This is a genomic window from Hymenobacter jeollabukensis (assembly GCF_005771675.1).
Classification (GTDB): domain Bacteria; phylum Bacteroidota; class Bacteroidia; order Cytophagales; family Hymenobacteraceae; genus Solirubrum; species Solirubrum jeollabukense.
This window is the reverse complement of the sequence record NZ_VAJM01000005.1, coordinates 309248-333094: the sequence shown is the minus strand read 5'-3', so window position 1 is coordinate 333094 and position 23847 is coordinate 309248. Positions and strand designations below refer to the sequence as shown.

General features: G+C 65.8%; 21 protein-coding genes. 13 read left to right on the top strand and 8 right to left on the bottom strand.

Going from position 1 to position 23847, the window contains the following annotated elements; translation table 11 throughout:
- Window positions 1-32 precede the first annotated feature (32 nt).
- Together FDY95_RS13580 and FDY95_RS13575 are read left to right on the top strand one after the other, a co-directional pair.
- On the top strand, window positions 33-503 hold the full coding sequence (locus FDY95_RS13580; protein WP_138078335.1) for a hypothetical protein: 471 nt from the start codon (window positions 33-35) through the stop codon (window positions 501-503).
- Between the two features lie 190 nt (window positions 504-693).
- Window positions 694-1881 carry a ribonuclease D gene (locus FDY95_RS13575; RefSeq protein ID WP_138078333.1) on the top strand — a complete coding sequence of 396 codons (1188 nt, stop codon included), beginning with the start codon at window positions 694-696 and terminating at the stop codon, window positions 1879-1881.
- A 269-nt stretch (window positions 1882-2150) separates the two neighbouring features.
- Here the strand turns inward: FDY95_RS13575 and aceA are convergent, their stop codons facing one another.
- Both aceA and aceB read right to left on the bottom strand, forming a co-directional pair.
- Window positions 2151-3437 carry an isocitrate lyase gene (gene aceA / locus FDY95_RS13570; protein ID WP_138078331.1) on the bottom strand — a complete coding sequence of 429 codons (1287 nt, stop codon included), beginning with the start codon at window positions 3435-3437 and terminating at the stop codon, window positions 2151-2153.
- 195 nt (window positions 3438-3632) lie between these two features.
- On the bottom strand, window positions 3633-5258 hold the full coding sequence (gene aceB / locus FDY95_RS13565; protein WP_138078329.1) for a malate synthase A: 1626 nt from the start codon (window positions 5256-5258) through the stop codon (window positions 3633-3635).
- 208 nt (window positions 5259-5466) lie between these two features.
- Here aceB and FDY95_RS13560 point away from each other — a divergent pair, with 208 nt between their 5' ends.
- A complete protein-coding gene (locus FDY95_RS13560) occupies window positions 5467-6942 on the top strand; it encodes a helix-turn-helix domain-containing protein (protein WP_138078327.1) in 1476 nt (491 codons plus the stop codon).
- Between the two features lie 791 nt (window positions 6943-7733).
- Entirely contained in the window at window positions 7734-8747 is a 1014-nt protein-coding gene (gene mltG / locus FDY95_RS13555) for an endolytic transglycosylase MltG (protein WP_171025673.1), read from the top strand.
- 237 nt (window positions 8748-8984) lie between these two features.
- Here mltG and FDY95_RS13550 read toward each other — a convergent pair whose 3' ends face one another.
- Complete coding sequence (locus FDY95_RS13550) at window positions 8985-10064, bottom strand: acyltransferase family protein (RefSeq protein WP_138078323.1); 1080 nt, start codon at window positions 10062-10064, stop codon at window positions 8985-8987.
- 147 nt (window positions 10065-10211) lie between these two features.
- Entirely contained in the window at window positions 10212-11723 is a 1512-nt protein-coding gene (locus FDY95_RS13545) for a hypothetical protein (RefSeq protein WP_138078321.1), read from the bottom strand.
- Window positions 11724-11900: 177 nt separating this feature from the next.
- Here FDY95_RS13545 and dtd point away from each other — a divergent pair, with 177 nt between their 5' ends.
- Window positions 11901-12341 (top strand): D-aminoacyl-tRNA deacylase, encoded by a 441-nt coding sequence (gene dtd, locus FDY95_RS13540; RefSeq protein ID WP_138078319.1) that lies wholly within the window; start codon window positions 11901-11903, stop codon window positions 12339-12341.
- A gap of 93 nt (window positions 12342-12434) precedes the next feature.
- Window positions 12435-12761, top strand: a complete 327-nt coding sequence (locus FDY95_RS13535) for a nucleotide pyrophosphohydrolase (protein WP_138078317.1) — start codon at window positions 12435-12437, stop codon at window positions 12759-12761.
- Between the two features lie 471 nt (window positions 12762-13232).
- Here the strand turns inward: FDY95_RS13535 and FDY95_RS13530 are convergent, their stop codons facing one another.
- Together FDY95_RS13530 and gcvT are read right to left on the bottom strand one after the other, a co-directional pair.
- Window positions 13233-13964, bottom strand: coding sequence for a 2-phosphosulfolactate phosphatase (locus FDY95_RS13530; RefSeq protein ID WP_138078315.1), 732 nt, complete (start codon window positions 13962-13964; stop codon window positions 13233-13235).
- A gap of 234 nt (window positions 13965-14198) precedes the next feature.
- Window positions 14199-15305 (bottom strand): glycine cleavage system aminomethyltransferase GcvT, encoded by a 1107-nt coding sequence (gcvT, locus tag FDY95_RS13525; RefSeq protein ID WP_138078415.1) that lies wholly within the window; start codon window positions 15303-15305, stop codon window positions 14199-14201.
- Between the two features lie 159 nt (window positions 15306-15464).
- Here gcvT and FDY95_RS13520 point away from each other — a divergent pair, with 159 nt between their 5' ends.
- From FDY95_RS13520 to FDY95_RS13510, 3 genes are all read left to right on the top strand, one after another.
- Complete coding sequence (locus FDY95_RS13520; protein WP_171025672.1) at window positions 15465-15833, top strand: CZB domain-containing protein; 369 nt, start codon at window positions 15465-15467, stop codon at window positions 15831-15833.
- A gap of 21 nt (window positions 15834-15854) precedes the next feature.
- Complete coding sequence (locus FDY95_RS13515) at window positions 15855-17390, top strand: sensor histidine kinase (protein WP_246074027.1); 1536 nt, start codon at window positions 15855-15857, stop codon at window positions 17388-17390.
- Window positions 17391-17466: 76 nt separating this feature from the next.
- The gene (locus FDY95_RS13510) at window positions 17467-17919 is read left to right on the top strand and encodes a response regulator (protein WP_111479365.1); all 453 of its coding nucleotides are present in this window, start codon (window positions 17467-17469) and stop codon (window positions 17917-17919) included.
- A 148-nt stretch (window positions 17920-18067) separates the two neighbouring features.
- Here the strand turns inward: FDY95_RS13510 and FDY95_RS13505 are convergent, their stop codons facing one another.
- Both FDY95_RS13505 and FDY95_RS13500 read right to left on the bottom strand, forming a co-directional pair.
- Complete coding sequence (locus tag FDY95_RS13505) at window positions 18068-18643, bottom strand: ribonuclease HII (protein ID WP_138078311.1); 576 nt, start codon at window positions 18641-18643, stop codon at window positions 18068-18070.
- A 156-nt stretch (window positions 18644-18799) separates the two neighbouring features.
- Window positions 18800-19048 carry a hypothetical protein gene (locus FDY95_RS13500; RefSeq protein WP_138078309.1) on the bottom strand — a complete coding sequence of 83 codons (249 nt, stop codon included), beginning with the start codon at window positions 19046-19048 and terminating at the stop codon, window positions 18800-18802.
- 259 nt (window positions 19049-19307) lie between these two features.
- Here FDY95_RS13500 and FDY95_RS13495 point away from each other — a divergent pair, with 259 nt between their 5' ends.
- From FDY95_RS13495 to FDY95_RS13480, 4 genes are all read left to right on the top strand, one after another.
- Complete coding sequence (locus FDY95_RS13495) at window positions 19308-19871, top strand: NUDIX domain-containing protein (RefSeq protein WP_138078307.1); 564 nt, start codon at window positions 19308-19310, stop codon at window positions 19869-19871.
- Between the two features lie 108 nt (window positions 19872-19979).
- Window positions 19980-20792: a lysophospholipid acyltransferase family protein gene (locus tag FDY95_RS13490; protein ID WP_138078305.1), complete on the top strand. Its 813-nt coding sequence runs from the start codon at window positions 19980-19982 to the stop codon at window positions 20790-20792.
- A gap of 45 nt (window positions 20793-20837) precedes the next feature.
- Entirely contained in the window at window positions 20838-21125 is a 288-nt protein-coding gene (gatC, locus tag FDY95_RS13485; protein WP_138078303.1) for an Asp-tRNA(Asn)/Glu-tRNA(Gln) amidotransferase subunit GatC, read from the top strand.
- A 3-nt stretch (window positions 21126-21128) separates the two neighbouring features.
- On the top strand, window positions 21129-23846 hold the full coding sequence (locus FDY95_RS13480) for a tetratricopeptide repeat protein (protein WP_138078301.1): 2718 nt from the start codon (window positions 21129-21131) through the stop codon (window positions 23844-23846).
- The last annotated feature ends 1 nt before the right edge of the window (window position 23847 follow it).

Below are 23847 nucleotides of genomic sequence, written 5' to 3'. Positions count from 1 at the left end.
TTCTTTTGCACTTCTATCTGCCCCTCCTGCCGATGTCCGCTACCCTGTTTCAGCAGTTGCTGCACGCCGCTTTCCGCCAAGATGCCCCCGCCCTGCTCCCCTCGACTGATCTGCAGGCCTACCAGGAGCTGCAGCGCGCCCCGGCCCGCGAGCAGGGCTTCCACTTCGAGCGGGTGCGCCTGCTGGTGGCCATGAGCCTGATGAAAGCCCTGGCCGACCTCGGCGACCATGACGAAAGCCGGCAGGTGCAGCAGGTGCTGCACCGCGCCCTCACGGCCCGCAGCATCGAGCAGATCGACGCCATCATCACCAAGGACGCGCAGCACTTCGAGCGGCTCTACACCGACCTGTACGTCAACGACGAGGGCGAGCAGCTGCTGCACCTCTTCGAGCGCACCCTCGACGCCGATACCATGCCCGCCATGGACGCCGTCATCCAGGAAGCCAGCGACCTGGTCGACGCGCTGGACTTCGACGCCCCGCACGAGGACGATGAAGAGTAGTCTTTGCGGGCACGCCGGTTCGTACTTCCGCTGCACCATGGCGGGGCTACTGCCGGGTTGCGGAGGTGTTTGACGGGCCCGATAACGAGGGCGTTGGAATTGGCCGCCGCTCCTGCCTACCTTTACCCAATCCGGGCGCCGCACTTCGGTATTTAGCCGCTCCGCGTCCGCGTGGCCAACATTCGCTTTAATGGCTGAAATTCAATACCTCACCACGCCCGCGGCCATTCAGGACGCCGCGGCCTGGCTGCATACCCAACCTCGCCTCGCCGTCGATCTGGAGTTCGACGACATGCGCCACCACTACGGCCGCAACCTGGCGCTGATTCAGATTTACGACGGGCAGACCGTGTACCTGCTCGACCCGGTGCCCCTGACCAACCCCGGCGAAGAGCTGGCCCCGCTCTGGGCTGTGCTCAGCGACCCGGCCGTGGAAAAGGTATTCCACAGCTGCAAGTCCGACATCCTGCTGCTCGACGAGCTGTACAACGTGCATGTGCGCCGCATCACCGATACCAGCGTGCTGCACACCCTGCTGGCCGAATCGGACAACAACATCTCGCTGGGCCGCCTCATCCAAAGCGAACTGGGCATCGAGGTCGACAAGGGTGAGCAGAAGTCGAACTGGCTGAAGCGGCCGCTGACGGAGGCGCAGAAAATCTACGCCGCCAACGACGTGCTCTACCTGCTGGAGCTGGCCGACCGCCTCATCGTCAAGCTGGAAGCCCTGGGCCGCCTGCACTGGGCCAGCGAGGAAAATCTGGCCCTGGAAGACGTGCGCTACACCCGCGACGAGCGGCCCTACCTGCGCATGGCCAGCAAGTACCGCATCCTGCCCCAGGAAATGCCGCTGTTCCGCGACCTGTACCTGCTGCGCGACAAAGTGGCCCAGGAGCTGGACCGCCCGCCCTACATGGTGTTCAGCAACGACCGGCTCTCGGAGCTGGTGCGCGACACGCCGCGCAGCGCCACCGACTGGAAAGCGGCCCGCGGCCTGCACCCCGAGCTGAAGCGCCCGCCCTTCTTCGACCAGCTGCTCACTTTCTCGCCCGACCACTTCGTCGCGGTGCCCGAGCCGCCCCTGCCCGCCGAGTCCCGGCGCTTCCCCTTCCGCCGCCGCCTCAACGGGGACAAAGCCGCCCAGGCCGACGCCCGTGAACAGTTTCTGATGGGCCTGAAAAGCGCCGTGTCGCAGGATCTGAACAGCTACGTGGCCAACCTGGTCCTCTCCAACCGCCTCATCGCCGACATCATCGAGCTGGGCGCCGACGCGGCCCTGCGCCCCTGGCAGCAGCAGATTCTGCGCGACGTGACCCAGGCCCGCAGCCTCGATTACGGCTTCATCGCCCAGCCCTTCCCCTGGGCCACGCAGCGGTAGCACCGGCTGTCATTGCGAGCAAAGCGAAGCAATTCCTCCCCTCGCGGCACGACGGCCCAACCGGCACCAACCGAAAACAGCACCGCCCGGAACCTCAGACGCGAGGTTTCGGGCGGTGCTGTTTTCAGTTAAGAGTTTTTGGTTCGTGGGAGTTGCGTCGATGGTCCATGGTTTAGTACCGTTTTTCGGTTGGTACCGGTTGGGCCGTCGTGCCGCGAGGGGGAGGATTGCTTCGCTTTGCTCGCAATGACAGCCGGTGCTACCGCCCGCTAGTGCCCGAACTGCTCCTCCTCGGTGGAGCCCACCAATGCCGCCGTGCTGGCCTGCCCGGCCGACACTACGTTTTGCACCGCGTCGAAGTAGCCGGTGCCGACGAAGCTCTGGTGCTTCACGGCGCGGAAGCCTTGGGCCTGCAGGGCAAACTCGCGCTGCTGCAGCTCGGAGTAGCCGGCCATGCCGCGCTGCCGGTAGGCCTGGGCCAGCTCGAACATGCTGGTGTTCAGGGCGTGGAAACCGGCCAGGGTGATGAACTGGAACTTGTAGCCCAGCGCGGCCAGCTCCTCGCGGAAGGTTTCCATCTGCTCCGTGCTCAGCTTGGCGGCCCAGTTGAACGACGGGGAGCAGTTGTAAGCCAGCAGCTTGCCGGGGTACTGCGCGTGAATGGCTTCGGCAAACTGCCGGGCCTGGGCCAGATCGGGGTGCGAGGTTTCCATCCACAGCAGGTCGGCGAAGGGCGCGTAGGCCAGGCCCCGGGCAATGCAGGCCTCCACGCCGCAGCGGACGCGGTAGAAGCCCTCGGCGGTGCGGCCGGCTTCGGTCAGCACGAAGGGCTGGTCCCGCTCGTCCACGTCGGCGGTGAGCAGGTCGGCGGCATCGGCGTCGGTACGGGCCACCACGAGGGTGGGCACGCCCAGCACGTCGGCGGCGAGGCGGGCGGCGACGAGCTTCTGCACGGCTTCCTGGGTGGGCACCAGCACCTTGCCGCCCAGGTGCCCGCACTTCTTGGCCGACGACAGCTGATCCTCGAAATGCACCCCGGCGGCTCCGGCCTCAATCATCATCTTCATCAGCTCGAAGGCGTTCAGGTTGCCGCCGAAGCCGGCTTCCGCGTCGGCCACGATGGGCGCCAGCCAGTGCGTGCTACCGTCCCCCGTCAGGTGCTGAATCTGGTCGGCGCGCAACAGGGCGTTGTTGATGCGGCGCACCACGGCGGGCACCGAGTCGGCGGGGTACAGACTTTGATCGGGGTACATCTGGCCGGCGCCGTTGGCATCGGCTGCTACCTGCCAGCCCGAGAGGTAGATGGCCTGCAGCCCGGCCTGCACTTCCTGCACGGCCTGGTTGCCGGTGAGGGCGCCGAGGCTGGCCACGTATTCTTCGGTGTGCAGCAGCCGCCAGAGCCGCTCGGCGCCCTGCCGGGCCAGCGAGTATTCAATCTGCACGGAGCCCTGCAGCTTCACCACGTCATCGGGCGAGTACGGGCGCTGGATGCCGTGCCAGCGCGGGTTGGTTTGCCAGTCGTGGGCCAGGGCGGCGGCGCGGTCGGTGCGAGTCATGGTACTTGGGGTTTTGGGTTGTGGAAAAGGGGACGAAAAGGGCAAAGGCGTAGCGGCCGAAGCTTTTTAGGAGCATCGGAGCAGGAAGTCGGCAAGGGGTAGTAGCGCGAACTTTCCGTTCGCGTAGCTCAGAACGACGGCCGTTCGAGCAGGGAAACGATTGAGGTTCGGGAATACGCGAACTAAAAGTTCGCGCTACAGCCGCTCGTAGGCCGGCAGCGTGAGGAAATCGGCACAGTCGTCGGCCACCACGAGGCGGTCGAGCAGGTGCAGGGCGGGGCGGTACAGCGCGGTGTACGGCTCCTCCCCTACCTCGCGGCGCAGCTTGGTTACCACCTCTTCCAACAAGGCGCGGTACAGCTCGGGCGTGACGGGCCGGCCGTCGGCCAAGAATGTGTCGGGCGTGTGCAGCCACTGCCAGAGCTGCACCCGGGATATTTCGGCGGTGGCAGCGTCCTCCATCAGGTGGTAGAGCGGCACGCAGCCGTTGCCGCCCAGCCAGGTGCCGAGGTAGCGCAGCGCCACGTCGATGTTCTGGCGCAGGCCGGCTTCGGTGATGGTGCCCTGCGGGGCCCGCAGCAGTTCGGCGGCGGTGGGCAGCGGCTCGGCGCTGCGCGGCTTGTCGATTTGGTTCGGCGCGGTCATCAGCTCGTCGAACACCGCCCGGGCAATGGGCACCAGCGCGGGGTGGGCCACCCAGGTGCCGTCGTGGCCGAGGCGGGCCTCGCGCAGCTTATCCAGGTGCACCTTGTCGAGGGCAATGGCGTTTTCGGCGGGGTTGTCCTTGATGGGAATCTGCGCAGCCATACCGCCCATGGCGTGCACCCCGCGGCGGTGGCAGGTATCGATGACCAGGCGCACGTAGGCGGCCATGTTGGGCACGGTCATGGTCACCTGGGCGCGGTCGGGCAGCCGAAACTCGGGCCGGGCACCGAGGGTTTTGATATAGGAGAAGATGTAGTCCCAGCGGCCGCAGTTCAGCCCGGCCGAGTGCTGCCGCAGCTCCCAGAGGATTTCGTGGGTTTCAAACACGGCCGGCAGCGTCTCGATGAGCACGGTGGCCTTGATGGTGCCCTTGGGAATCTTCAGCGCCCACTGCGCCAGCTCAAACACCTCGTTCCACAGCCGGGCTTCGAGGTGGCTTTCCAGCTTGGGCAAATAGAAATACGGCCCGGTGCCCCGCGCCAGCAGCTCGTGGGCATTGTGGAAGAAGTACAGCCCGAAATCGAACAAGGCCCCACTGATTTCCTCGCCGTCGATGAGCAGGTGCTTCTCATTGAGGTGCCAGCCGCGGGGGCGCACCAGCAGCACGGCGGGCCGCTCGGTGAGGCGGTAGGTGCGCTGCGGTGTTTCCAGCGTGATGCTGCGGCGCACGGCGTCGCGCAGATTCAGCTGGCCCTGCACCACGTTCGACCAGGTCGGGGCCAGAGAATCCTCGCAGTCGGCCATGAAGGTGCGGGCGCCGGAGTTCAGGGCGTTGATAACCATTTTCCGCTCGGTCGGGCCGGTTATTTCCACGCGGCGGTCCTGCAAATCGGCGGGCAGCGGCGCCACCTGCCAGTCCGACTCGCGCAGCTGGGCGGTTTTGGGCAGAAAATCGGGCAGGCGGCCGGCGGCAAACTCCGCCCGGCGCTGCTGCCGGCGCCGCAGCAGCTCCTGCCGCCGCCCTTCAAAATGCCGGTGCAGCTCGGCCAGAAAGGCCAGGGCCGAGGGCGTCAGGATTTCGGCAAACGCATCGGTGTAAGGCCCGAGTACCTTCACGCGCTCGGGGCAACGGTACTCGGTTTTGGCCGCAATGAGCGGCTGGTCAATGGTTTCCATCGGAGTCAGGGTTGTGGTTGTGGATTGGAGAAGCGGTGAATCAAACATACGCTAGCGAATAATTTTAATCAAGCGAATTTTCGCTAAATGATAAAAATTAGCAGAAAGCGGGTTTTTCACTTAGCTCGTTGGATAATGCTTTTCTTTGCTGACAGCGCGCCAGCGGCCTTTTTGCCAGGCAGCCTGCGGCACAAAAAATTTCTCTTCTATGCTCACCCACACCCAGGTTGTTCGTCTAATTTTTGGCTTGAAGCTGCGGCAGCTGCGGCAGGAGCACGGCCTCACGCCGGCGGCCCTGGCCCAGGCCGTCGACGTGTCGGTGTCGTACCTGAATGAGATTGAGAAGGGCAAAAAGTACCCCAAGGCCGACAAGATTCTGGCCTTTGCACGGGTGCTGGGCGTGAGCTACGACGAGCTGATTTCCCTGAGCCTGGGCAAGAAGCTGGCCCCGGTGTCGGAGCTGCTGCAATCGGAGGTGCTGCGGGAGTTTCCGCTGGATATGTTCGGCCTCGACCCCAGCCGGCTGATCGAGCTGATTTCGGACGCGCCCACGCGGGTTATGGCCTTTATCAGCACGCTCTGGGAGCTGGCCCGCAACTACGAGGTGCGGCAGGAGCACTTCTACCTGGCCGCGCTGCGCTCCTACCAGGAGATGCACGACAACTACTTCGACGACCTGGAAGACGCCGTGCGCAGCTGCGTGGCCCGCTTCCGCCTGCGCACCGACGCGCCCTTCGACCTGCACCAGCTCGAAGACCTGCTCGGCCAGGAGTACCACTACCTCATCGACCGGCACGAGCTGGGCCAGCACCCGGAGCTGGCGCGGCTGCGCTCGGTGCTGCAGCCCGCGGCCCGGCGCCTGCTGCTGCGGCCGGGCCTCACGCGGGCGCAGGAGGCGTTTATCCTGGGCCGCGAGGTGGCCTTCAACTACCTCGGCCTGAAAGACCGGCCCTATACCAACGTGCCGGCCGTGACGCCCGGCTCCTTCGAGCAGGTGCTCAGTCACTTTCGGGCCTCCTACTTCGCGGTGGCGCTGCTGATGGAGGAAAGCCAGCTGGTGGCCGATCTGCAGGCGTTTTTCTCCTACCCGCGCTGGAACGCGGCCCTGCTGCTGGGCCTGCTCACCCGCTACGAGGTGACGCCCGAAATGCTCTTGCAGCGCGTGACCAACCTGCTGGCCCGGCACTTCGGCATCGGCAGTTTGTTTTTCCTGCGCTTCGACCAGGACGCCGCGGGCGGCTTTCAGCTGACCAAGGAGCTGCACCTCTCGCGCCTGCACAACCCGCACGCCAACGAGCTGCAGGAGCACTACTGCCGCCGCTGGGTGAGCTTGTGGCTGATGGAACAGTCGCGGCAATCGGGCAGCCCGGGCCTGCGGGTGGCCGCCCAGCGCAGCCGCTACTGGCAGACCACCGACGAGTACCTCTGCCTGACCGTGGCCCGCTTCGACGCCAACGGCCACGCCAGCAGCGTAACGGTGGGCTTGCCCGTCGACGACAACCTGCGGCAGAAAGTGAAGTTCCTCGACGACGAGAGCATCCCGGTGCGCTGGGTCAACGAAACCTGCGAGCGGTGCTCCATTCCCGACTGCGAGGTGCGCGCCGCCCCGCCGGTCGTCATTGAGCGGCGGGCCGGGCAGCAGCAGCTGGCCGAAGCGGTGCAGCGGCTGATTCAGGGGCAGTAGTGCTATGCTACACTTGCTTATGAAACCCAGACGGCATTTGCACAAGAGCCTCGGCTGCGTATTTCTGGTAGTGTGGCTGCTTCAAACATTCACCTGCTACGCCTGTGAATGCCAATTCTCGCGCCTCAGGAACTGGTCCCCTGAACTTTTACAGAAGAGCCTTGACCAGAGTGCACATGTGTTCGTTGGGCAAGTCCGTCCTCACGACAACCGCACATTCCAAGTAGCGGTGCTCGATGTGTTTAAAGGCGGGAGTCTGCCCGACACGCTGGTTGCAGAACAAAGTGGCGTCTTCGGGTGCGAAAAGCTGATAAGCCCGGGCTTGTGGATATTCTACGTTCCCCAGTTGAATGAGAAGGGGCACATACCCGTAATCGATGCGTGTAATATGTCCAGCGGCCTCATGCAGCCTCATTTAGCCGTTACATTACCCGCATCAAGCCGCACGATGGACTCAACAAAAATCCGGCTTTTTGTTGAGCGGCAACAAAGCTAGCAACAGGCCATCTTCGCCCAAAACTGGCTGAATGAATACGCCTTACTATGCGCGTATCGTCGCCGCCATAACGCGGCCGTCAGCCCGGTAACCTGTCGTATTCCATTTGCAGTCAGTTTAGCGCTGACCGTTTCGACAGCTTTTTTACTGCTCTTGCTGTGGCGGAGAAAACGCCCTCCTGCCAGCTAGTGGCGCTACCGCCCTGTATCTTCGCAGTTCCACCACCCGCGTAGCGTACTTGTCTGTCGCCCCTTCCCCTGCTCCGCGCCGCCCCTGGCCGCGCATCCTCGCTGCCGTGCTCCTGACCTTGCTCGTGCTGGGCGGCATCGGGCTGTACGGGGCCTGGCGGGTGCTGTGGCGGCCCAACGTGGCCGAGTCGGCCGAGGGGCCGGCGTACCTGTTTATCCGCACCGGGGAGCCGTACCAGGACGTGCTGCTGACGCTGCAGAAGTTCGAGCTGCTGCGGGAGCCGGCAACCTTCGACTGGCTGGCCCGGCGGCGCGGCTACCCGCAGCGGGTGCGCCCCGGCCGCTACCGACTGGATTTCGACCTGGGCAACGAAGCCCTGCTCGGGCGGCTGATGCGCGGGGAGCAGGACACGGTGGATTTCGCCCTCGACGCGTTCAAGTACAAGCCCCAGCTGGCCCGGCAGGTGCAGCGGCAACTGGAAGCTGATTCGACCAGCCTGCGCGTGCTGTTGAACCGGCCGGAGTGGCTGCAGCAGCGCTACGGCGTGGATACCACGGCCGTGCTGACGCTGTTTATCCCCGGCCACTACCGCCTGCTCTGGAACACCTCGGCCCAAGGTTTCCTCGACAGCATGGCGGCTCAGCACCGGCGGTTTTGGACGGAAGTACGACGCAAGCGGGCCGATTCCTTGCAGCTCACGCCCACTGAGGTACACGTGCTGGCCAGCATCGTGCAGCGCGAAACGGCCAAGAAAGAGGACAAGCCGCTGATTGCCGGGGTGTACCTGAACCGCCTGCGCCGGGGCATGAAGCTGCAGGCCGACCCGACGCTGCTCTGGGCCATCGGCAACTTCGGGGTGCGGCGGGTGCTCAACAAGGACAAGCTGGTCGACTCGCCCTACAACACCTACAAGCACAAGGGCCTGCCGCCCGGACCCATCACCTCGGCCAACCGGCAGAGCCTGGACGCGGTGCTCAAGCCCGCGGCTCACGATTACCTGTTTTTCTGCGCCCAGGCCGGCGGCACCGGCTATTCCGACTTCGCCGCCACCTTCGCCGAGCACAAGAAAAACGCCCGCCGCTACCAGCACTGGCTCGACAGCCTGAACATCAAGCGGTAGTGGTCGGGCCTCAGACCAGGTTTGGAAGAGCGTTTCAGCCAGCCACGTACGGCGCCGCGCCAATAGCTCATAGCTGGACAAAATGAATCCGAGCTACGGAGGAGCGGCACCTTGACTGCGCAGTTAGGGTGCCGCTCCTCCGTAGCTCGAACGTCTTGGCGTCTTCGGTTTCTATTGACTTGGCGCCGCTACGCAGCTGACGAACGCAGGACTTTTCGAATCATTGAACGTCACTGATTAAGCGTTGACGGGCTGGGGCCGGGCGGCAGCCGGTTTCGTCAGGAAGCGGCGTTTCAGCCAGGCGCGCACGGGCTCGTCGTAGAGCTTCAGGGCAGCCCAGGCCAGCAGCAGGGCTACGGCGAATAGCGCGGCGGCCACGGGCAGGGCCTGCTGGGGCGTGGGCTTGTTTTTGGCCACCCAGCCGATGTAGAGGTAAATCAGTGGGTAGTGCGTGATGTAGAGCGGGTACGAGAGGTCGGCCAGCCATTTGCAGAACTTCGCCCCGGCGCCACCGACCTGCCCGCCCGCGCCCAGGGCCACAATCAGCGGGAAGGCCAGGATGATGGTGGCGGCTTCGTAGAGGCCGTTGATGGGGAAATACGGCAGGCAGAACAGCAGCGTCAGCAAGGCGGCGCACACGGGGAAGGCGTGCGGGATGCGCAGCAGCCGGCGGGAGCGGAACAGCAGCAGGCCGGCGAAGAACGGGTAGAGCATCCTCACGATGGCAAACCAGAAGTTGCTGTGGCCCCAGCCGCTGGCCACGTTCCCGTTCTGCACGGCGGCCCAGGTGAGGGCCCCGGCGCTGAGCAGCACCAGCGCCCAGAGGCCGCCCCGGCCCAGCCGCCGGCCAACGAGGGCGTAAAGGGCGTTGGCCAGGTACTCCTGCAGCAGGGACCAGAGCGGGCCGTTCAGGGAATGGGTTTCGCCCCAGCTGCGCAGGTCGGGCGCGGGCAGCAGCGTCAGGGTGAGCAGGGCCACGCCCAGCAGCTTCCAGGGGCCGGCCTGCTGGAAGCCAGCGCCGAACGGGTCGAGCCAGAAGCCCACCGCGCCGATGACGACGCTCAGGACGATGAGCGGGTGCAGGCGCGTCAGGCGGATTTTGGCGAAGTCCCAGACGCTCATCCGGCCCCACCGGTCGTCGTAGGCGTAGCCCACCACGAAGCCGGAGAGCAGGAAAAAGAAGTCGACGGCGAGGTAGCCGTGGTGAATGGGGTGCAGGGCGTAGTTGGTCTGGTGCGCCTCGAAGAGGTGGAATACCACCACCAGCAGGGCCGCGACGCCGCGCAGGCCGTCCAGAATCGGGTAATGAGGCTTCATTCGCAAAGGCAACGGGCAGACAGATACTCCCGGCCTGCCGCAACTGCCGACCGCCGGAAAGCGGCAAGCTACTGGTCCCCAACGAGCGAAAACAGCGCAACAATCATTCTGCCGCCGATTTTTCGGCGCTTCTTACCCCGCCCCGCGCTACTGCGGCAGCCAGATCAGGCGCAGCTGCAGCGTATCCTGGGCGGCCTGCCGCTGGCGCCGCAGCGTGGCCTGGTAGCCGAGGCCGGTGTACTCGGAGTGCTCCAGGTACAGCAGCGGCGAAGTCAGCGCCGGCTCGGGCCAGGCGGCCACGGCGGGCAGTTGGCGCAGCGAGTCGAAGCCCGGCACGCCGGCCACGCGGTAGTAGTCGTCGAGCAGCACGTAGCGGTAGCCTTGCCGGTGCAGCGCGGCCAGCTCGGCGGGCGTTTTGGCTACTTCGGCCCGCAGCCCCAGCGGGGCCACTACCGGCAGCAGGGCCGGGCCCACGGTGGTGGCTACCGGCGGCCGGTCGTGCTGCTGCAGCCAGCCGGCCACCAGCGGGTAGCGCGTGGGCAGGTAGGCGTAGATGTGCCGCTGCACCTGCCACATGTTGTAGCCCACCGCCGCCAGCAGCCCCAGCAGGGCCACCGGCCGGGCCCAGCGCGTGAGCAGCAGCACCAGCAGCGCGTACAGCGGCAGGTAGCCAAACAGCAGCCCCCGCGGCGCCTTGATCAGCAGCGACATGCCCGCCAGCATCAGGGCGGCCCACACCAGCAGGTAGGTGGCCATGGGCAGCGGCCGGCGCCGCAATCCGCCGCTGAACCACACCAGCGCCGCCGCCAGGGCCGGCAGCAGCGGGGCTTCGAAGTCGAGCAGGTAGCGCAGGTAATAGGCAAAATCGACCTGCACGGTGCCGTGCCGGCCGGCGGCATTGGCGGCCGCGGGGAACATGATGACGAAGAACACCGCCGGCCAGCGGTACACCGGCACGCCCGATACCAGCCAGGCCAGCACGCCGAGCCCCACGAACGGCGCGGCCAGCACCAGCAGCACCCGCCACCAGTTGCCCCCGCGCCCGGCCAGCCGGTCGGCCTGCAGCAGCTCCAGCACCGCCAGAATGGGCACGGTGAGCAGGAATTTGTAGTTGACGCTCAGCCCCAGGGCCAGCACCGCGGCCGTGCGCAGCAAGTGGCGGCGCGTGGGCTGCTGCAGCCGCTGCCAGTGCGTGCGCAGCAGCAGCACCAGCAGCAGCAGGCTCATGGAGCTCATCGTGAAGTCGCGGCCGGAGAAGGTCAGGAACACCGAGGAGCCGGCCAGCAGCGTGAGCAGGGCCGTTTCGGGGCCGCGCAGGCGGGCGGCGCGGGCCACCCAGTCGGCAAACAAACCCACGGCGGCCACGGCCAGCAGGGCGTTGAGCACCAGCAGCACGCGGTAATCGGTACTGAGCCAGGTGACGGGCGCGTAGAGCAGGTAAAACGCCGGGCTGCCGTGGTGAAACAGGTGGGCGAAGTCGCCGGCGGCTACTTCCTGGATGATCTGCCAGTTGCGCACCGAATCGTAGTCGGGCAATGCCGCCTGGGGCAGGCGCCACAGCCGCAGCCCGGCCACCAGCAGCAGCGCGGGCCACAGCCAGCCGCGCCGCTCGGCGGCGGACACCACGGGCGCAGGCAGCTCCGACGGCAAAGGCAGCAACGACAATGGGCAGTGAATGAGTGCGTGAGGAAATGAGCGACCGGGCGTCTGCCCCGATGCGCGGCGAAGATGGGCATTTGTGCCGTTTCTTTGCGCCGAGCCGCCCTGCCGCCGCCGCCGCAGTCCTCAGGTCGATTCACCAACTCACCATTTCACCACCTCACCATTTCACCGCTCATGCGCGTAGTCGTACAGCGCGTCACGGAAGCTTCGGTTACCGTCGACGGCGACATTACCGGCCAGATCGGGCCCGGCCTGCTGGTGCTGGCCGGCTTTACCCACACCGATACCGCCGCCGAGCTGGACTGGATGGCCCGCAAGCTGGTGCAGCTGCGCATCTTCTCTGACGCCGACGACAAGATGAACCTCTCGGTGCAGGACACCGGCGGCGACGTGCTCGTGGTAAGCCAGTTTACCCTGCTGGCCGACGCCCGCAAGGGCACCCGGCCCAGCTACGTGCAGGCCGCCCCGCCCCCCGTCGCCATTCCGCTCTACGAGGAGTTCGTGCGCCAGCTCCAGGCCCTGCTCGGCCGTCCCGTCGCCACCGGCCGCTTCGGCGCCGACATGAAAGTGCGCCTGCTCAACGACGGCCCGGTAACCATCATTCTGGAACGGTGAACTGGTGAGATGGTGAAATGGTGAGTTAACGTTCAACTCGCCTACACCAGAACATCAAACTCACTATTTCACCACCTCACCATTTCACCACTCATGACCCTCGAAGAAGCCCAGCAGACCGTTGACCAGTGGATCAAGACCACGGGGGTGCGGTATTTCAACGAGCTGACCAACATGGCCATGCTCACCGAGGAAGTCGGCGAGGTGGCCCGCATCATTGCCCGGCAGTACGGCGAGCAGTCCTTCAAGCCCTCCGACCGCGACAAAGTGCTGGCCGATGAGTTGGCCGACGTGCTGTTCGTGGTCATCTGCCTGGCCAACCAGACCGGCGTCGACCTGACCGAGGCCCTGCAGCGCAACCTGGAAAAGAAAACCCAGCGCGACGCCGACCGCCACCGGCAGAACGAGAAGCTGCAGTAGGTGACACGTAACATGTGACAGGTAACAGGTGCGGGGAATCACCGAGGGGGCTAACGGCTAAGCCCGGGTCCCCTCCCGGCCGCACCGGGCCCCGCCCGGCTACAGCCGGATGGCACTCGGCTGCACGGATTTGCCATTCCGGTGCAGCCGAGTGCCATCCGGCTGCACCAGTTTGCCACCCGGCTGCACGGATTTGCCATTCCGGTGCAGCCGGGTGGCATTCGGCTACAGGGATTCGTCATCCGGCTGCAGCGGTTTGGCATTTCCCTGCACCGGAATGGCATCCGGCTGCAGGGGAATGACGTTCAGCTGCAGCCGGATGGGGGTACCCTGCAGCCGACCGGGGTCCGGTACAAAGGAGGGGCCTCCCGTGCAGCCGACCGGGGTCCGGTACAAAGGAGGGGCCTCTGGTGCTTGCAGATGGAAGCGGACAGCGGGCCCGCTTATGCCTGACCTGTCACGTGTTACGTGTTACCTGTCACCCAAATTGACCAGCCGATCCTCGCGCCAGATGGGCAGTGTGGCCGGGTATTCATCCAGGCGCAGGCAAAACGCGAAGTCCTGGTGGGCTTCGAGGTGATTGAGCCGGCGCACGTGCGCCGACTGCAGCAGGTAGCCTTCCAAATCGGGCTTGGCTTGTTGCCAGAGGTGCAGGGCGGCCAGCGTCGCGTCGGAGCTGCGCACGTCGAACGTGTCGGCTAGGCGCTCGGCCAGGGCCCCGCCGAAGACGGTGTCTTCGAGGCAGAACTGCCCCTTCCAGCCGGCGCACACCACCAGCACGTCCTTCTGCTGCCGGCGGGCGAAGTCGGCCACGGCCTGCAGGTTCAGGAAGGCGCCGATGACGACGGCGTCGGCCCCGAGGGAGCGGCGCAGGGCCTGGGTGCCGTTGGTGGTGCTGATGGCCACGGCCCGGCCCCGCGTTTCGAGGGCGCTGCCCGGCAGGTAGCCGAAGGGCGAGTTGCCGAGGTCGAAGCCTTCGGCCTGCACGCCGTTGCGCTCCGCGGCCGTCAGGCAGCCGTGCTGCCGGCCCAGGGCGGTGCATTCGTCCAGCTCGGCCGTGGCAAACACGTGGGTCACGCCGTTGGCCAGGGCCGTAACGATGCTCGACGTGGCCCGCAGAATATCCACGATGACGGCCACGCGGCCTTCGAGCTGGTAGAGCGGCAGCAGCTCCGGGGAGAAACAGATGTCGACGGAGGGCATGGTTGATTCGAGGTGGAAGTAATAAAGTAGAACGTCATTCCGAGCGAAGTCGAGGAATCTCGCCTGCTGACGTTGAATGGGTAAAAAGAACGTCATGCTGAGCTTGTCGAAGCATCTCTACCGCTCCATTGTTCGGTAGAGATGCTTCGACAAGCTCAGCATGACAATACTATCCGGAGTCAGCACGCGAGATTCCTCGACTTCGCTCGGAATGACGTTCTGAGGTTGGTCGTTCTACTCTTCCGTGCCGGGCACGAAGGGCAGCTTGGTGACGGTGGCGGGCAGGTTCTTGCCGCGCACCTGCACGAAGATTTTGCTGCCGGGCTTGCTCAGCTCGGTTTTCACGTAGCCCAGGCCGATGCCCTTGCTCAGGCTCGGCGACTGGGTGCCCGAGGTGACCTCGCCCACCGGGTTGCCGTTTTCGTCCACCAGCTCGTAGTGGGCGCGCGGAATGCCGGGGCCGTCCATCAGGAAGCCCACCAGCTTGCGCGTGACGCCCTGCTCCTTCTGCTTGGCCAGCTCCTGGCTGTTGACGAAGTCCTTGGTGAACTTGGTAATCCAGCCCAGCCCGCCTTCCAGCGGCGAGGTGGCGTCGTCGATGTCGTTGCCGTAGAGGCAGAAGCCCATTTCCAGGCGCAGCGTGTCGCGGGCGCCGAGGCCGATGGGCTTCAGGCCGAAGGGCTTGCCCGCTTCCAGCACCTTATTCCAGATGTCCACGGCCGCCTCGTTCGGAATGTAGAGTTCGAAGCCGCCCGCGCCGGTGTAGCCGGTGGCCGAGATGATGACGCCCTCGTGCCCGGCGAAAGTGCCCTGCACGAAGCTGTAGTACGGAATGCTTTTCAGGTCCACCTCGGTCAGGCCCTGCAGCGCCTCGGCGGCTTTGGGACCCTGCACGGCGAAGAGGCTCATCTGATCGGAAATGTTTTCCATCTCCGCCCCGTACTCGGCGTTGTACTTCTGAATCCAGTTCCAGTCCTTCTCGATGTTGGAAGCGTTGACGACGAGCATGTAGTCCTCGTCGGCCATCTTGTAGACCAGCAGGTCGTCCACGATGCCGCCGTCCTCGTTGGGCAGGCAGCTGTACTGGGCTTTGCCGTCGGCCAGCTTGCTCGCGTCGTTGCTGGTCACGTGCTGGATGAGGTCCAGCGCCCGCGGCCCGCGCACCCGGAACTCGCCCATGTGCGACACGTCGAAGATGCCCACGGCCCGGCGCACGGTGTGGTGCTCGTCGAGGTCGGAGGAGTAGCGCACGGGCATGTTGTAGCCGGCGAAGGGCACCATCTTGGCGCCGAGTTGCTGGTGCACGTCGTTGAGCACGACGGTCTTCAGGTCGCTCTTCAGTTCGCTCATGAGGGGAGGGCTTGCAGTTCGGGGAAAGGGGGAAGAAACGGGGCCGGGCGGCCGGCCCGGCAAAAGTAGCCCAAAACCCGGCGGCGCCCAATGCGGTATAGGCCTAACCCTGTCCCGACGGCCGCACGCCGGGCAGGCCACCACACCCCAATGGACGAAGACCTGAAACGGGAGTTTGAAGCTGCCCGGCTCAAGCACATACTGTTCAAAGCCCGCCTGCGCAGCTTCCTTTACGGCAACGACGGCAACGAAACGCCCGTGCGCAGCGCCGACGAATGCCCGCTGGGCGAGTGGATTCGCGAGGTAGCCCTTCCCCGCTTTGGCCGTTACCCCGAAACCAAGCAGCTCGACCAGACCCACCGCCGCGTGCACGACGAAGCCAACCGCCTCATGGACCTGCACCAGGCCGGCCACGCCGACGAGGCCATGCGCGGCCTGCGCGCCATCAACCCGCTCACCGAAGAAGTGCTGGGCCTGCTCAACACCCTGGAGCGCAAGTTGCGTAAAGAAGCCCGCTAGCGCCCGGCGCGGCCCCCGTGCATGAAGCTGAAGCTTTCCACTCGCCTCTTTATTGGGTTTCTGGCCATTGCGATGCTGTTCGTGATGGTGGGCATCGTCAACTACCAGTTGTCGCGGCAGGTGCTGCGCAACTCCGAGCGCATTGCCCACTCCCAGAACCGCACCGCCCAGGCCACGCGCATGCTCGGCAGCATCGTCGACATGGAATCGGGCTTCCGCGGCTACCTGCTCGTCGGCAACGAGGGCCTGCTCGAATCCTACTACGAGGGCGAGCGGCAGCTGCTGGGCGCCTTCGCCGCCCTGCGCGACGAGTTCAGCCTCGACGACCCGCAGCGCGCCCGCATGGTGCGCGCCCAGGCCCTGTACGAGCGGTGGGCCGCCTACTCCCACCTGCTCATCGCCGAAAAACGGGCCGCCCGCAAGCGCAGTGCCCGCCAGGAAGGCCTCGACGGCATGGAGCACCGTGACCTGGTGGAGGACGGCACCGGCAAGCAGCTCATGGACCAGATCCGGGTCATCTTCCGCGGCTTCGACCGCGACGAGCTGGCCACCCGCGACAAGCAGCGCGACAAGCTGGCCCAGAGCATCCGGCAAACGCGGGTGCTGTCGGTGGTGCTCACGCTGCTGGCTTTGGTGCTCGGCCTGATCGGGGCCGGGCTGCTGGCGCGGCTGCTCTCGCGGCGCCTCACCGGCATGGTGCAGCTGGCCACCCGCATTGCCCGCGGCGAGTTTCACGTGCGCCTCACCGACGACGCCCAGGACGAGCTGAGCGAACTGGCTACCTCCCTGAACTCCATGGCCGGCACCATCGAGTCGACCATCGGGCAACTGGAGCGCCGCAACCAGGAGCTGGACCAGTTTGCCTACGTGGTGTCGCACGATTTGAAAGCCCCGCTGCGCGGCATCGAAAGCGCCTCGCGCTGGATCGAGGAGGACATGGACGAGACCCTGCCGGAGCACATCCGCGAGTTTCTGCTGCTGATGCGCACCCGCACCCACCGCATGGAGAACCTGATCAGCGGCATCCTGGAGCTGGCGCGCATCGGGCGGGTGCAGCAGCAGCAGGAGCGCGTGAACGTGCGCGAACTGCTCACCGAAATCATCGATTCGCTGGCCCCGCCCGAGGGCTTCCGGGTGGTGCTACCACCCTACCTGCCGGTGCTCACGGCCTCGCGGGTGGAGCTGCAGCAGGTGTTCAGCAACCTGATCAGCAACGCCCTGAAGTACCACCACGACCCCACTAACGGCCTCGTACGCGTCGGCTTGCGCGAAACCACCGAGGAGTACACTTTCACCATTGCCGACAACGGCCCCGGCATCGCGCCCGAGTACCACGAGCGGGTGTTCGTCTTGTTTCAGACGCTGACCGAGCGCGACACGCTGGAAAGTACCGGCGTGGGCCTGGCCATTGTCAAAAAAATCGTGGAGCGCCACGGCGGCACTATCCGGCTGGAATCCAGTGAGGGAGCGGGCTCTACGTTCATCTTTACCTGGCCCAAGGCTACTGCCCGAACGGCCCCCGCGGTGGCCGCCCGGCCGGCCGGTATCAGCCATTGACGCTACCTTGCCGTATAGGCCAAGACCGGCGGCGTGCCACCCTCACCCCGCGCCGGGCATTTCCAGCCGCTTTCCCATGTCTACCGACACCGCTCCTGCCAGTATTCTGCTCGTCGAAGACGACCAGATGGACATCATGAATGTGCAGCGTGAGCTACGCAAGCACAGCATCACCGTACCGCTTTACGTGGCCCGCAACGGCCGCGAGGCCCTGGCCCTGCTGCGCGGGGAGGGCGACCGGGACCAGATTCCCAAGCCCAGCGTGGTCATGCTCGACATCAACATGCCGCGCATGAACGGCCTGGAGTTGCTCGAAGTCCTGCGCTCCGACCCCGAGTTCGTGGGCCTGAATGTGTTCATCATGACCACCTCCGACCTGGAATCGGACCGCCTCAAGGCCCGCGACCTGGCCGTGAGCGGTTACATCATCAAGCCCCTGAACTTCGACAAGTTCGGCGAAGGCGGCTCCACCGTCGACGGCTTCAGCCTCTTCCTGGACCTGCTGCGCCTGAAGGAAGCGCAGCGGTGAACTAGTGAGATGGTGAGTTAACGTTCACGCGGCACCTTCCCATCCCCAGTATCTATGCGCAGACGGCCCCGGCAACACGTGTTGCCGGGGCCGTCTGCGCGTTGAGGCGGTCTGAACATTAAACTCACCATTTCACTATTTCACCACCCTACAGGAGCCGGAAGCCCATGCGGTGGTGGGGCGTGGGGCCGTGCTGGCGGATGGCGGCGCGGTGCTGGCCCGTGGGGTAGCCGGCGTTCTGCTGCCAGCCGTACTGCGGAAATTCGGCCGCCAGCTCGCGCATCCGCTCGTCGCGGAAGGTTTTGGCCAGCACCGAGGCGGCGGCAATGTTCAGGTACTTTCCGTCGCCCTTGATGATGCAGCTGTGCGCGATGCCCGGGTAGGCCCGGAACCGGTTGCCGTCGACGGCCAGGTGGGTGGGCGGCAGGCCGAGCTGGGCCACGGCGCGGTGCATGGCCAGGTAGCTGGCCTGGGCGATGTTGATGCTGGCAATTTCGTCGGGCGAAGCTTCGGCCACGGCCCAGGCCAGGGCTTCGCGGCAGATGACGTCGCGCAGCTGCTCGCGGCGCTTGGCGCTGAGCAGCTTGGAATCGGTGAGGCCGGGGGCCTGAAAATCGGGCGGCAGCACCACGGCGGCGGCAAAGACGGGCCCGGCCAGGCAGCCGCGGCCGGCTTCGTCGAGGCCGGCTTCGTGGGGCTGGGCGGTAAAGGAAACGGGGAGCATAACGGCCGCAAAAGTAACCCGCCGGCGGGCTTCGGTGGGCGCCGCCCCTCCCCTCGCGGGCAAAAAAGAACCGCCCGCCGGGGTGTCTGACGTCCCGGCGGGCGGTTCCGCAAATAGGCATGAAAGGAGGCGCCTAGTAGTATGTTCCGTGGTTGCTTAGTGTCGGCCGGCGGTGCTGCCGATAACGTCGGGTGATTCGCCGCGGCGCAGGCCCTGGCTGTCCCGCGGGCCTTCGTCCAGCTCGGCGTCTTCGTCGGTGCTGATGTATTCGTTGGTCAGCGGCCCGAGGCCACCGGTTTGCTGCTGTAGTTCCGATTCGGCCTGGGCGTGCTTCAGATTGAAGAGCGGGTCGCCGCTGCTGCCGTTGGTGGTTTGGTTGGCGGAGTTTTTTTGCGAATTGGCCATAAGGTGCGGATGACTGGCCGGAATGTCAGCGGCCAGCTTACTTGGAAGTTACGGCTTTCACTGATATCAAGTTAACTCTATGTTAAGTCGGCCGCCGGTTTTTTTTCGCGCCGCGGCGGCTGGGCCGCGCCAGGTCCCGCAGCGGGCTTCGCGCCCGCCCCCCGACGGTCAGCAGTCCGAAAAACCACCGCCGCATTCCGCGTCGCAGTGCCCAAACGCTCCTAGCTTTGCCTTCCAGACCTACCTAACTGCCCCTCGTATGTACCCGGCTCCCGACGAAACCCACAACCCCTGGCAGGTGCTCAGCACGGAACTGAAGTACCAGAACCCCTGGATCAGCGTGCGCGAAGACCAGGTCATCAACCCGCGCGGCGGCCGGGGCATCTACGGGGTGGTCACGATGAAAAACAAGGCCCTGGGCATCGTGCCCATCGACGCGGAGGGCAACACCTGGCTGGTGGGCCAGTACCGCTACCCGCTCAACGAGTACTGCTGGGAAATTCCGATGGGCGGCGGGCCGGTGGAGCTGGACATCTTGGAGTCGGCCCAGCGGGAACTGCGCGAGGAAACCGGCCTGACGGCCCGGCGCTGGACCAACATTGCCCGCCTGCACCCCTCCAACTCCGTCACCGACGAGGAAGGCTTCGTGTTCCTGGCCGAAGACCTGGAGCAGGGCGAGATGGAGCACGAAGAAACCGAGGAGCTGCACCTCTGGAAGCTGCCCTTCCGGGAAGCCATTCAGATGGTGATGGACAACCGCATCACCGACGCCATCAGCGTGGCCGGCCTGCTGAAAGCGGCTCTGGTGCTGGGTAATCGGTAATCAAGTGACAAGTAACAGATGACAGGTAATGCTCATTCCAACTTGTTACGTGTTACCTGTCACCTGTTACTTATCACCTGTCATTCCTCACCTGTTACCTTTGTAGGTATGCGTCGGCTGCTGCGTTTTATTGGTCACCGCCTATACACTACTTGGGCAACGTTCTGGTTCGTCTTTCCCTTCGTGGTGACGTACCCCCTGCAGGTGCTGCTGTCCCGCCAGCCGCGCTGGCACCGCTACCTGCACGCGCTCAACCGCTGGTGGTCCCTGCTCTTCATTCGCATGTGGGGCGTGCCCGTGTCGGTGGAAATCCGCGGGCGCGTGCCAGCCGGGCAGCCGGTGCTGTACGTGCCCAACCATAGCTCCTACATCGACATTCCGCTGCTGTTCAAGGCCATTCCGGGCCACCTGAACATCATGGGCAAAAGCTCCTTGGCCAAGACGCCGCTCTGGGGGCCGATTTTCGGGCGCGTTTACATCACCGTCGACCGCGCCAGCGCCGTGAGCCGGGGCCGCTCGCTAGTGCAGGCCCGGCAGACGCTCGAAGCGGGCCGCTCGCTGATCATCTTCCCCGAGGGCGCCATTGCCCCCAAGCCGTCCGAGGAGCTACTGCCCTTCAAGGACGGGCCGTTTCAGCTGGCCATTGCCACGGGCGTGCCGCTGGTGCCCGTCACCATGCCCTACAACCACCGCTTCATGCCCGACGTGAAGGGCCTGCGCGTGCGCTTTTCCAAGCTGCGCATCGTGATTCACGAGCCCATTCCGACCACCGGCCTCACCGCGGCCGACATTCCGGCACTAAAGGAGCGCGTGGCGCGTATTATTGCCAGCGAATTCGACCCGGCCGCGGCCGGCATTCCGCCCGCCAGCACCCTGCGCGCCCAGCCCCGGCCCGAGGCGCAACCGGCCGCCCAGGCCTGATCTGGCCGTTTTTCCTCTCCTGCGAACCTAACCTCCTGCCCCTCCGTGAGCACCGATCTGAATACCCTGCGCCAACTGGCCCACCTCTCCCGCCTCGAATTCAATGAGGGCAACGAGCAGAAAATGCTGGCCGACCTCAACGAAATCCTCAACTGGGTCGACCAGCTCAACAACCTCGACACCAGTAACGTGGAGCCGCTGGTGCACCTGAGCTACGAGCTGAACGTGATGCGCCCCGACGAGCCGCGCAACACCGTGAGCCACGCCGAGGGCCTGAAAAACGCCCCCCGCAAGGACTCCGACTACTTCCGCGTACCTAAAGTTCTGGAATAGCGCGTGCAGGCTCCTTCCCCGGCCGGCCCCACGGCCGGCCGCTTTCTTCTCTGGGCCCTCGGTGCCCTGCTGCTGCTGGCCCTGGGCCTGACGGTCTTTGCCTACTTCACCGGCAACGACCACACCCTGCCTGTGGGCACGGTGGCCCAGCTGGCCCCGGTGCCCGTGACGGTGGCCCGGCTGCCCGCCGGTGCCGACAGCCTCGCCCTGCAGGCCAACGGCTACGCCATCACCCAGACCTACGACGTGGCCGGCCCCCTGCTGTGGCCCGACGCTGCGGCGGCCTGGTGCGCGGTGCTGGCCCTGAGCCTTGTGGTGTGGCTGGCCGTGGTCAGTCAGCAGGCGCGGCCGGCCTTCGTGGCGGGCACCGTGCCCGTCATTTTCCTGCTGATGTCGCTGAACCTCGACGCGCTGGGCGTATTCGGGGAGCAGCACCAGTATTTCCTGATGCTGACGCTGGCCGCGCTGCTGCTGCCGGCTTTCCTGCTGCACGCCTTTTTCGAGGGCGTGAGCCTGGGCTGGCGCCTGCTGCTGTTTGCGGCGTTGGTAGCCGGTCTGGCCACGGTCTTGCTGCTGCAAGCCCCGCAGTCCGCCGCGTACGTGGTGCTGCACCTGGCCGCCAATGGCACCCTCGCCGGCTCCCTGGCGGTGATGCTGCTGAGCATCTGGGTGGGCATCGAGCTGATTTATGGCCTGCTCTGGCTGAACACCCAGGGCGCCAGCCCCAGCGGCCGTTTCGGCCTGCTGCCCTTCGTGCTGTCGAGCGGGCTGCTGCTGGGCATTCTGGGGCTGTATTACTGGAACGGCGGGCAGCTGGCCGTGCTGCCGGGCATCCAGCTGGAGCCCTACTTCGTGCTGCTACTGGCGGCCGTGGTGGGCTGGTGGAGCCTGCCGCGCCGCCGCGCCACCTACCAAAACTGGCTGCCCCTGTCGGCCGCCGCGCCGCTGTATTTGGTGCTGACGCTGCTGGCCACGGCCGCCGTGGGCTACGCCGCCGCCACGGCCAACGAGCCGCTGCTGCAGGCCGGCCGCGAAGCCGTGAACTTGGTCTTGCTGGGTTTGAGCACGGCCTTCTTCCTCTACGTGCTGCTGAACTTCGCCCCGCTGATTCGCCAGAAGCTGCAGGTGCACCGCGTGGCCTTCGACCCGCGCCGTGTGCCTTTCTTCGTGGTGTACCTGCTGGCTACGGGCATCGTGGTAGCAGTGCTCATGCGCAACGACTTCGACCTGCTCACCCGCGCCCGTAGCGGGGAGTTCATCCAGCTCGGCGACCTGACGCGCTACCAGAGCGAGCAACAGCCCGACAACTTCTACCTGGCCGCCCTGGCCGAGCGCTACTACGCCGAAGCCGACCAGCTCGACCCGCGCAACGCCCGCGCCGCCTTCGGCCGCGCCGCCCTCTACCAAGCCCGCGACCAGCGCCAGAACGAAATCAACATCCTGCGCACCACGCTGCTGCGCGAGCCGAACGAGAAGGCGTTTCTGCGCCTCGGGGCCCGCTTCGATCAGCCTTCTGACTTCTTCGACCACCAGCAGATTCTGCGGCAGGCCCTGCGCGAGCTGCCGGCCAGCCCCCGGCTCAACGCCGAAATGGCCCAGCTCTACACCCGCTCGGCCCTCACCGACTCGGTGCAGTATTACCTGCGCCGCAGCCTCGCCGCCGATGCCGACAACCCCGTGGCCCGCACCAACTGGCTGGCCTTCCTGCTGAAAAACGGCCAGCTCAAGGCCGCCAGCGAGTCGGCGGCCGAAGCCGCGCAGCCCACCTGGCCCGCCTGGCAAAACAACGCCGCGCTGCTGCAGCTGCTGCAGGGCCGCTTCCAGCCCGTAGCCGCCACCCGCCCCGCCGTCGACTCCGCGCTGACGGTGGCACAGTTTGCCCAGCTCTACCACACCGGCCTGGCCCAGGCCGCCCGCCGCGACACCACCCTGCTGCCGCTGGTGACGCAGCTCCAGCAGCTGCGTAGCAACGAGAATTTCCACGACCAGCTGGCCTTCCTGCGCGGCCTGCTGCAGCTGCGCGCCACCCGCCCCGCCGCCGGTTTCGACCAGCTCGAAGCCCTGGCCACCGGCACTTCCGAGGGCTACTATCAGCAGGTGCTCGGCACCTATTTGCTGGAGCGCGGCCTGTTTTCGGCCGCGGCCACCCGTCTTTCGCGGGCCGAGCAGGCGGGCAATGCCGACGCTGCCCTGCCCGCCGCCTATGCCTGGTACTGGGCCGGCCGCCCCGATTCGGCGCAGCAGCTGGCTACCCGCGCGGCCAGGGTTCATCCGCAGGCCGCGCCGGGCCTGCAGCGCCTGCTCCGCGGCGCCGTACCGCCCCCCACGACGCAGGCCCGCCCGCTGACCCGGGAATATGCTACCGCAGCCCAACTGGCCCAAAAGGACTCGAAGGCCGCCGCCGCGCAGTACCAGCGCCTGGCCCAGGCCGACCCCTTCGACGAAGCCGGCACGGTGCAGGCCGCCGCGTTTTTCACCCAAAATCAGGACCCACTCACCGCCTACGAGCTGACCCGGCGCGCCCTCTCCTACAATCCAGAATCGGTGCCCCTGCTGAAAACCTTCGTTCTGGCCGCTGCGGACGCGGGTTTGGACGAATACGCGGCCGATGCACAGTATAAGCTTTCCATGTTGCTTTCATCTCCGGAATATTCTATATTTCGTAGCCAATACGAAAAACGGCGCGTCATCCACCAGGCCGCCGCAGCACCTTGGAACTAAC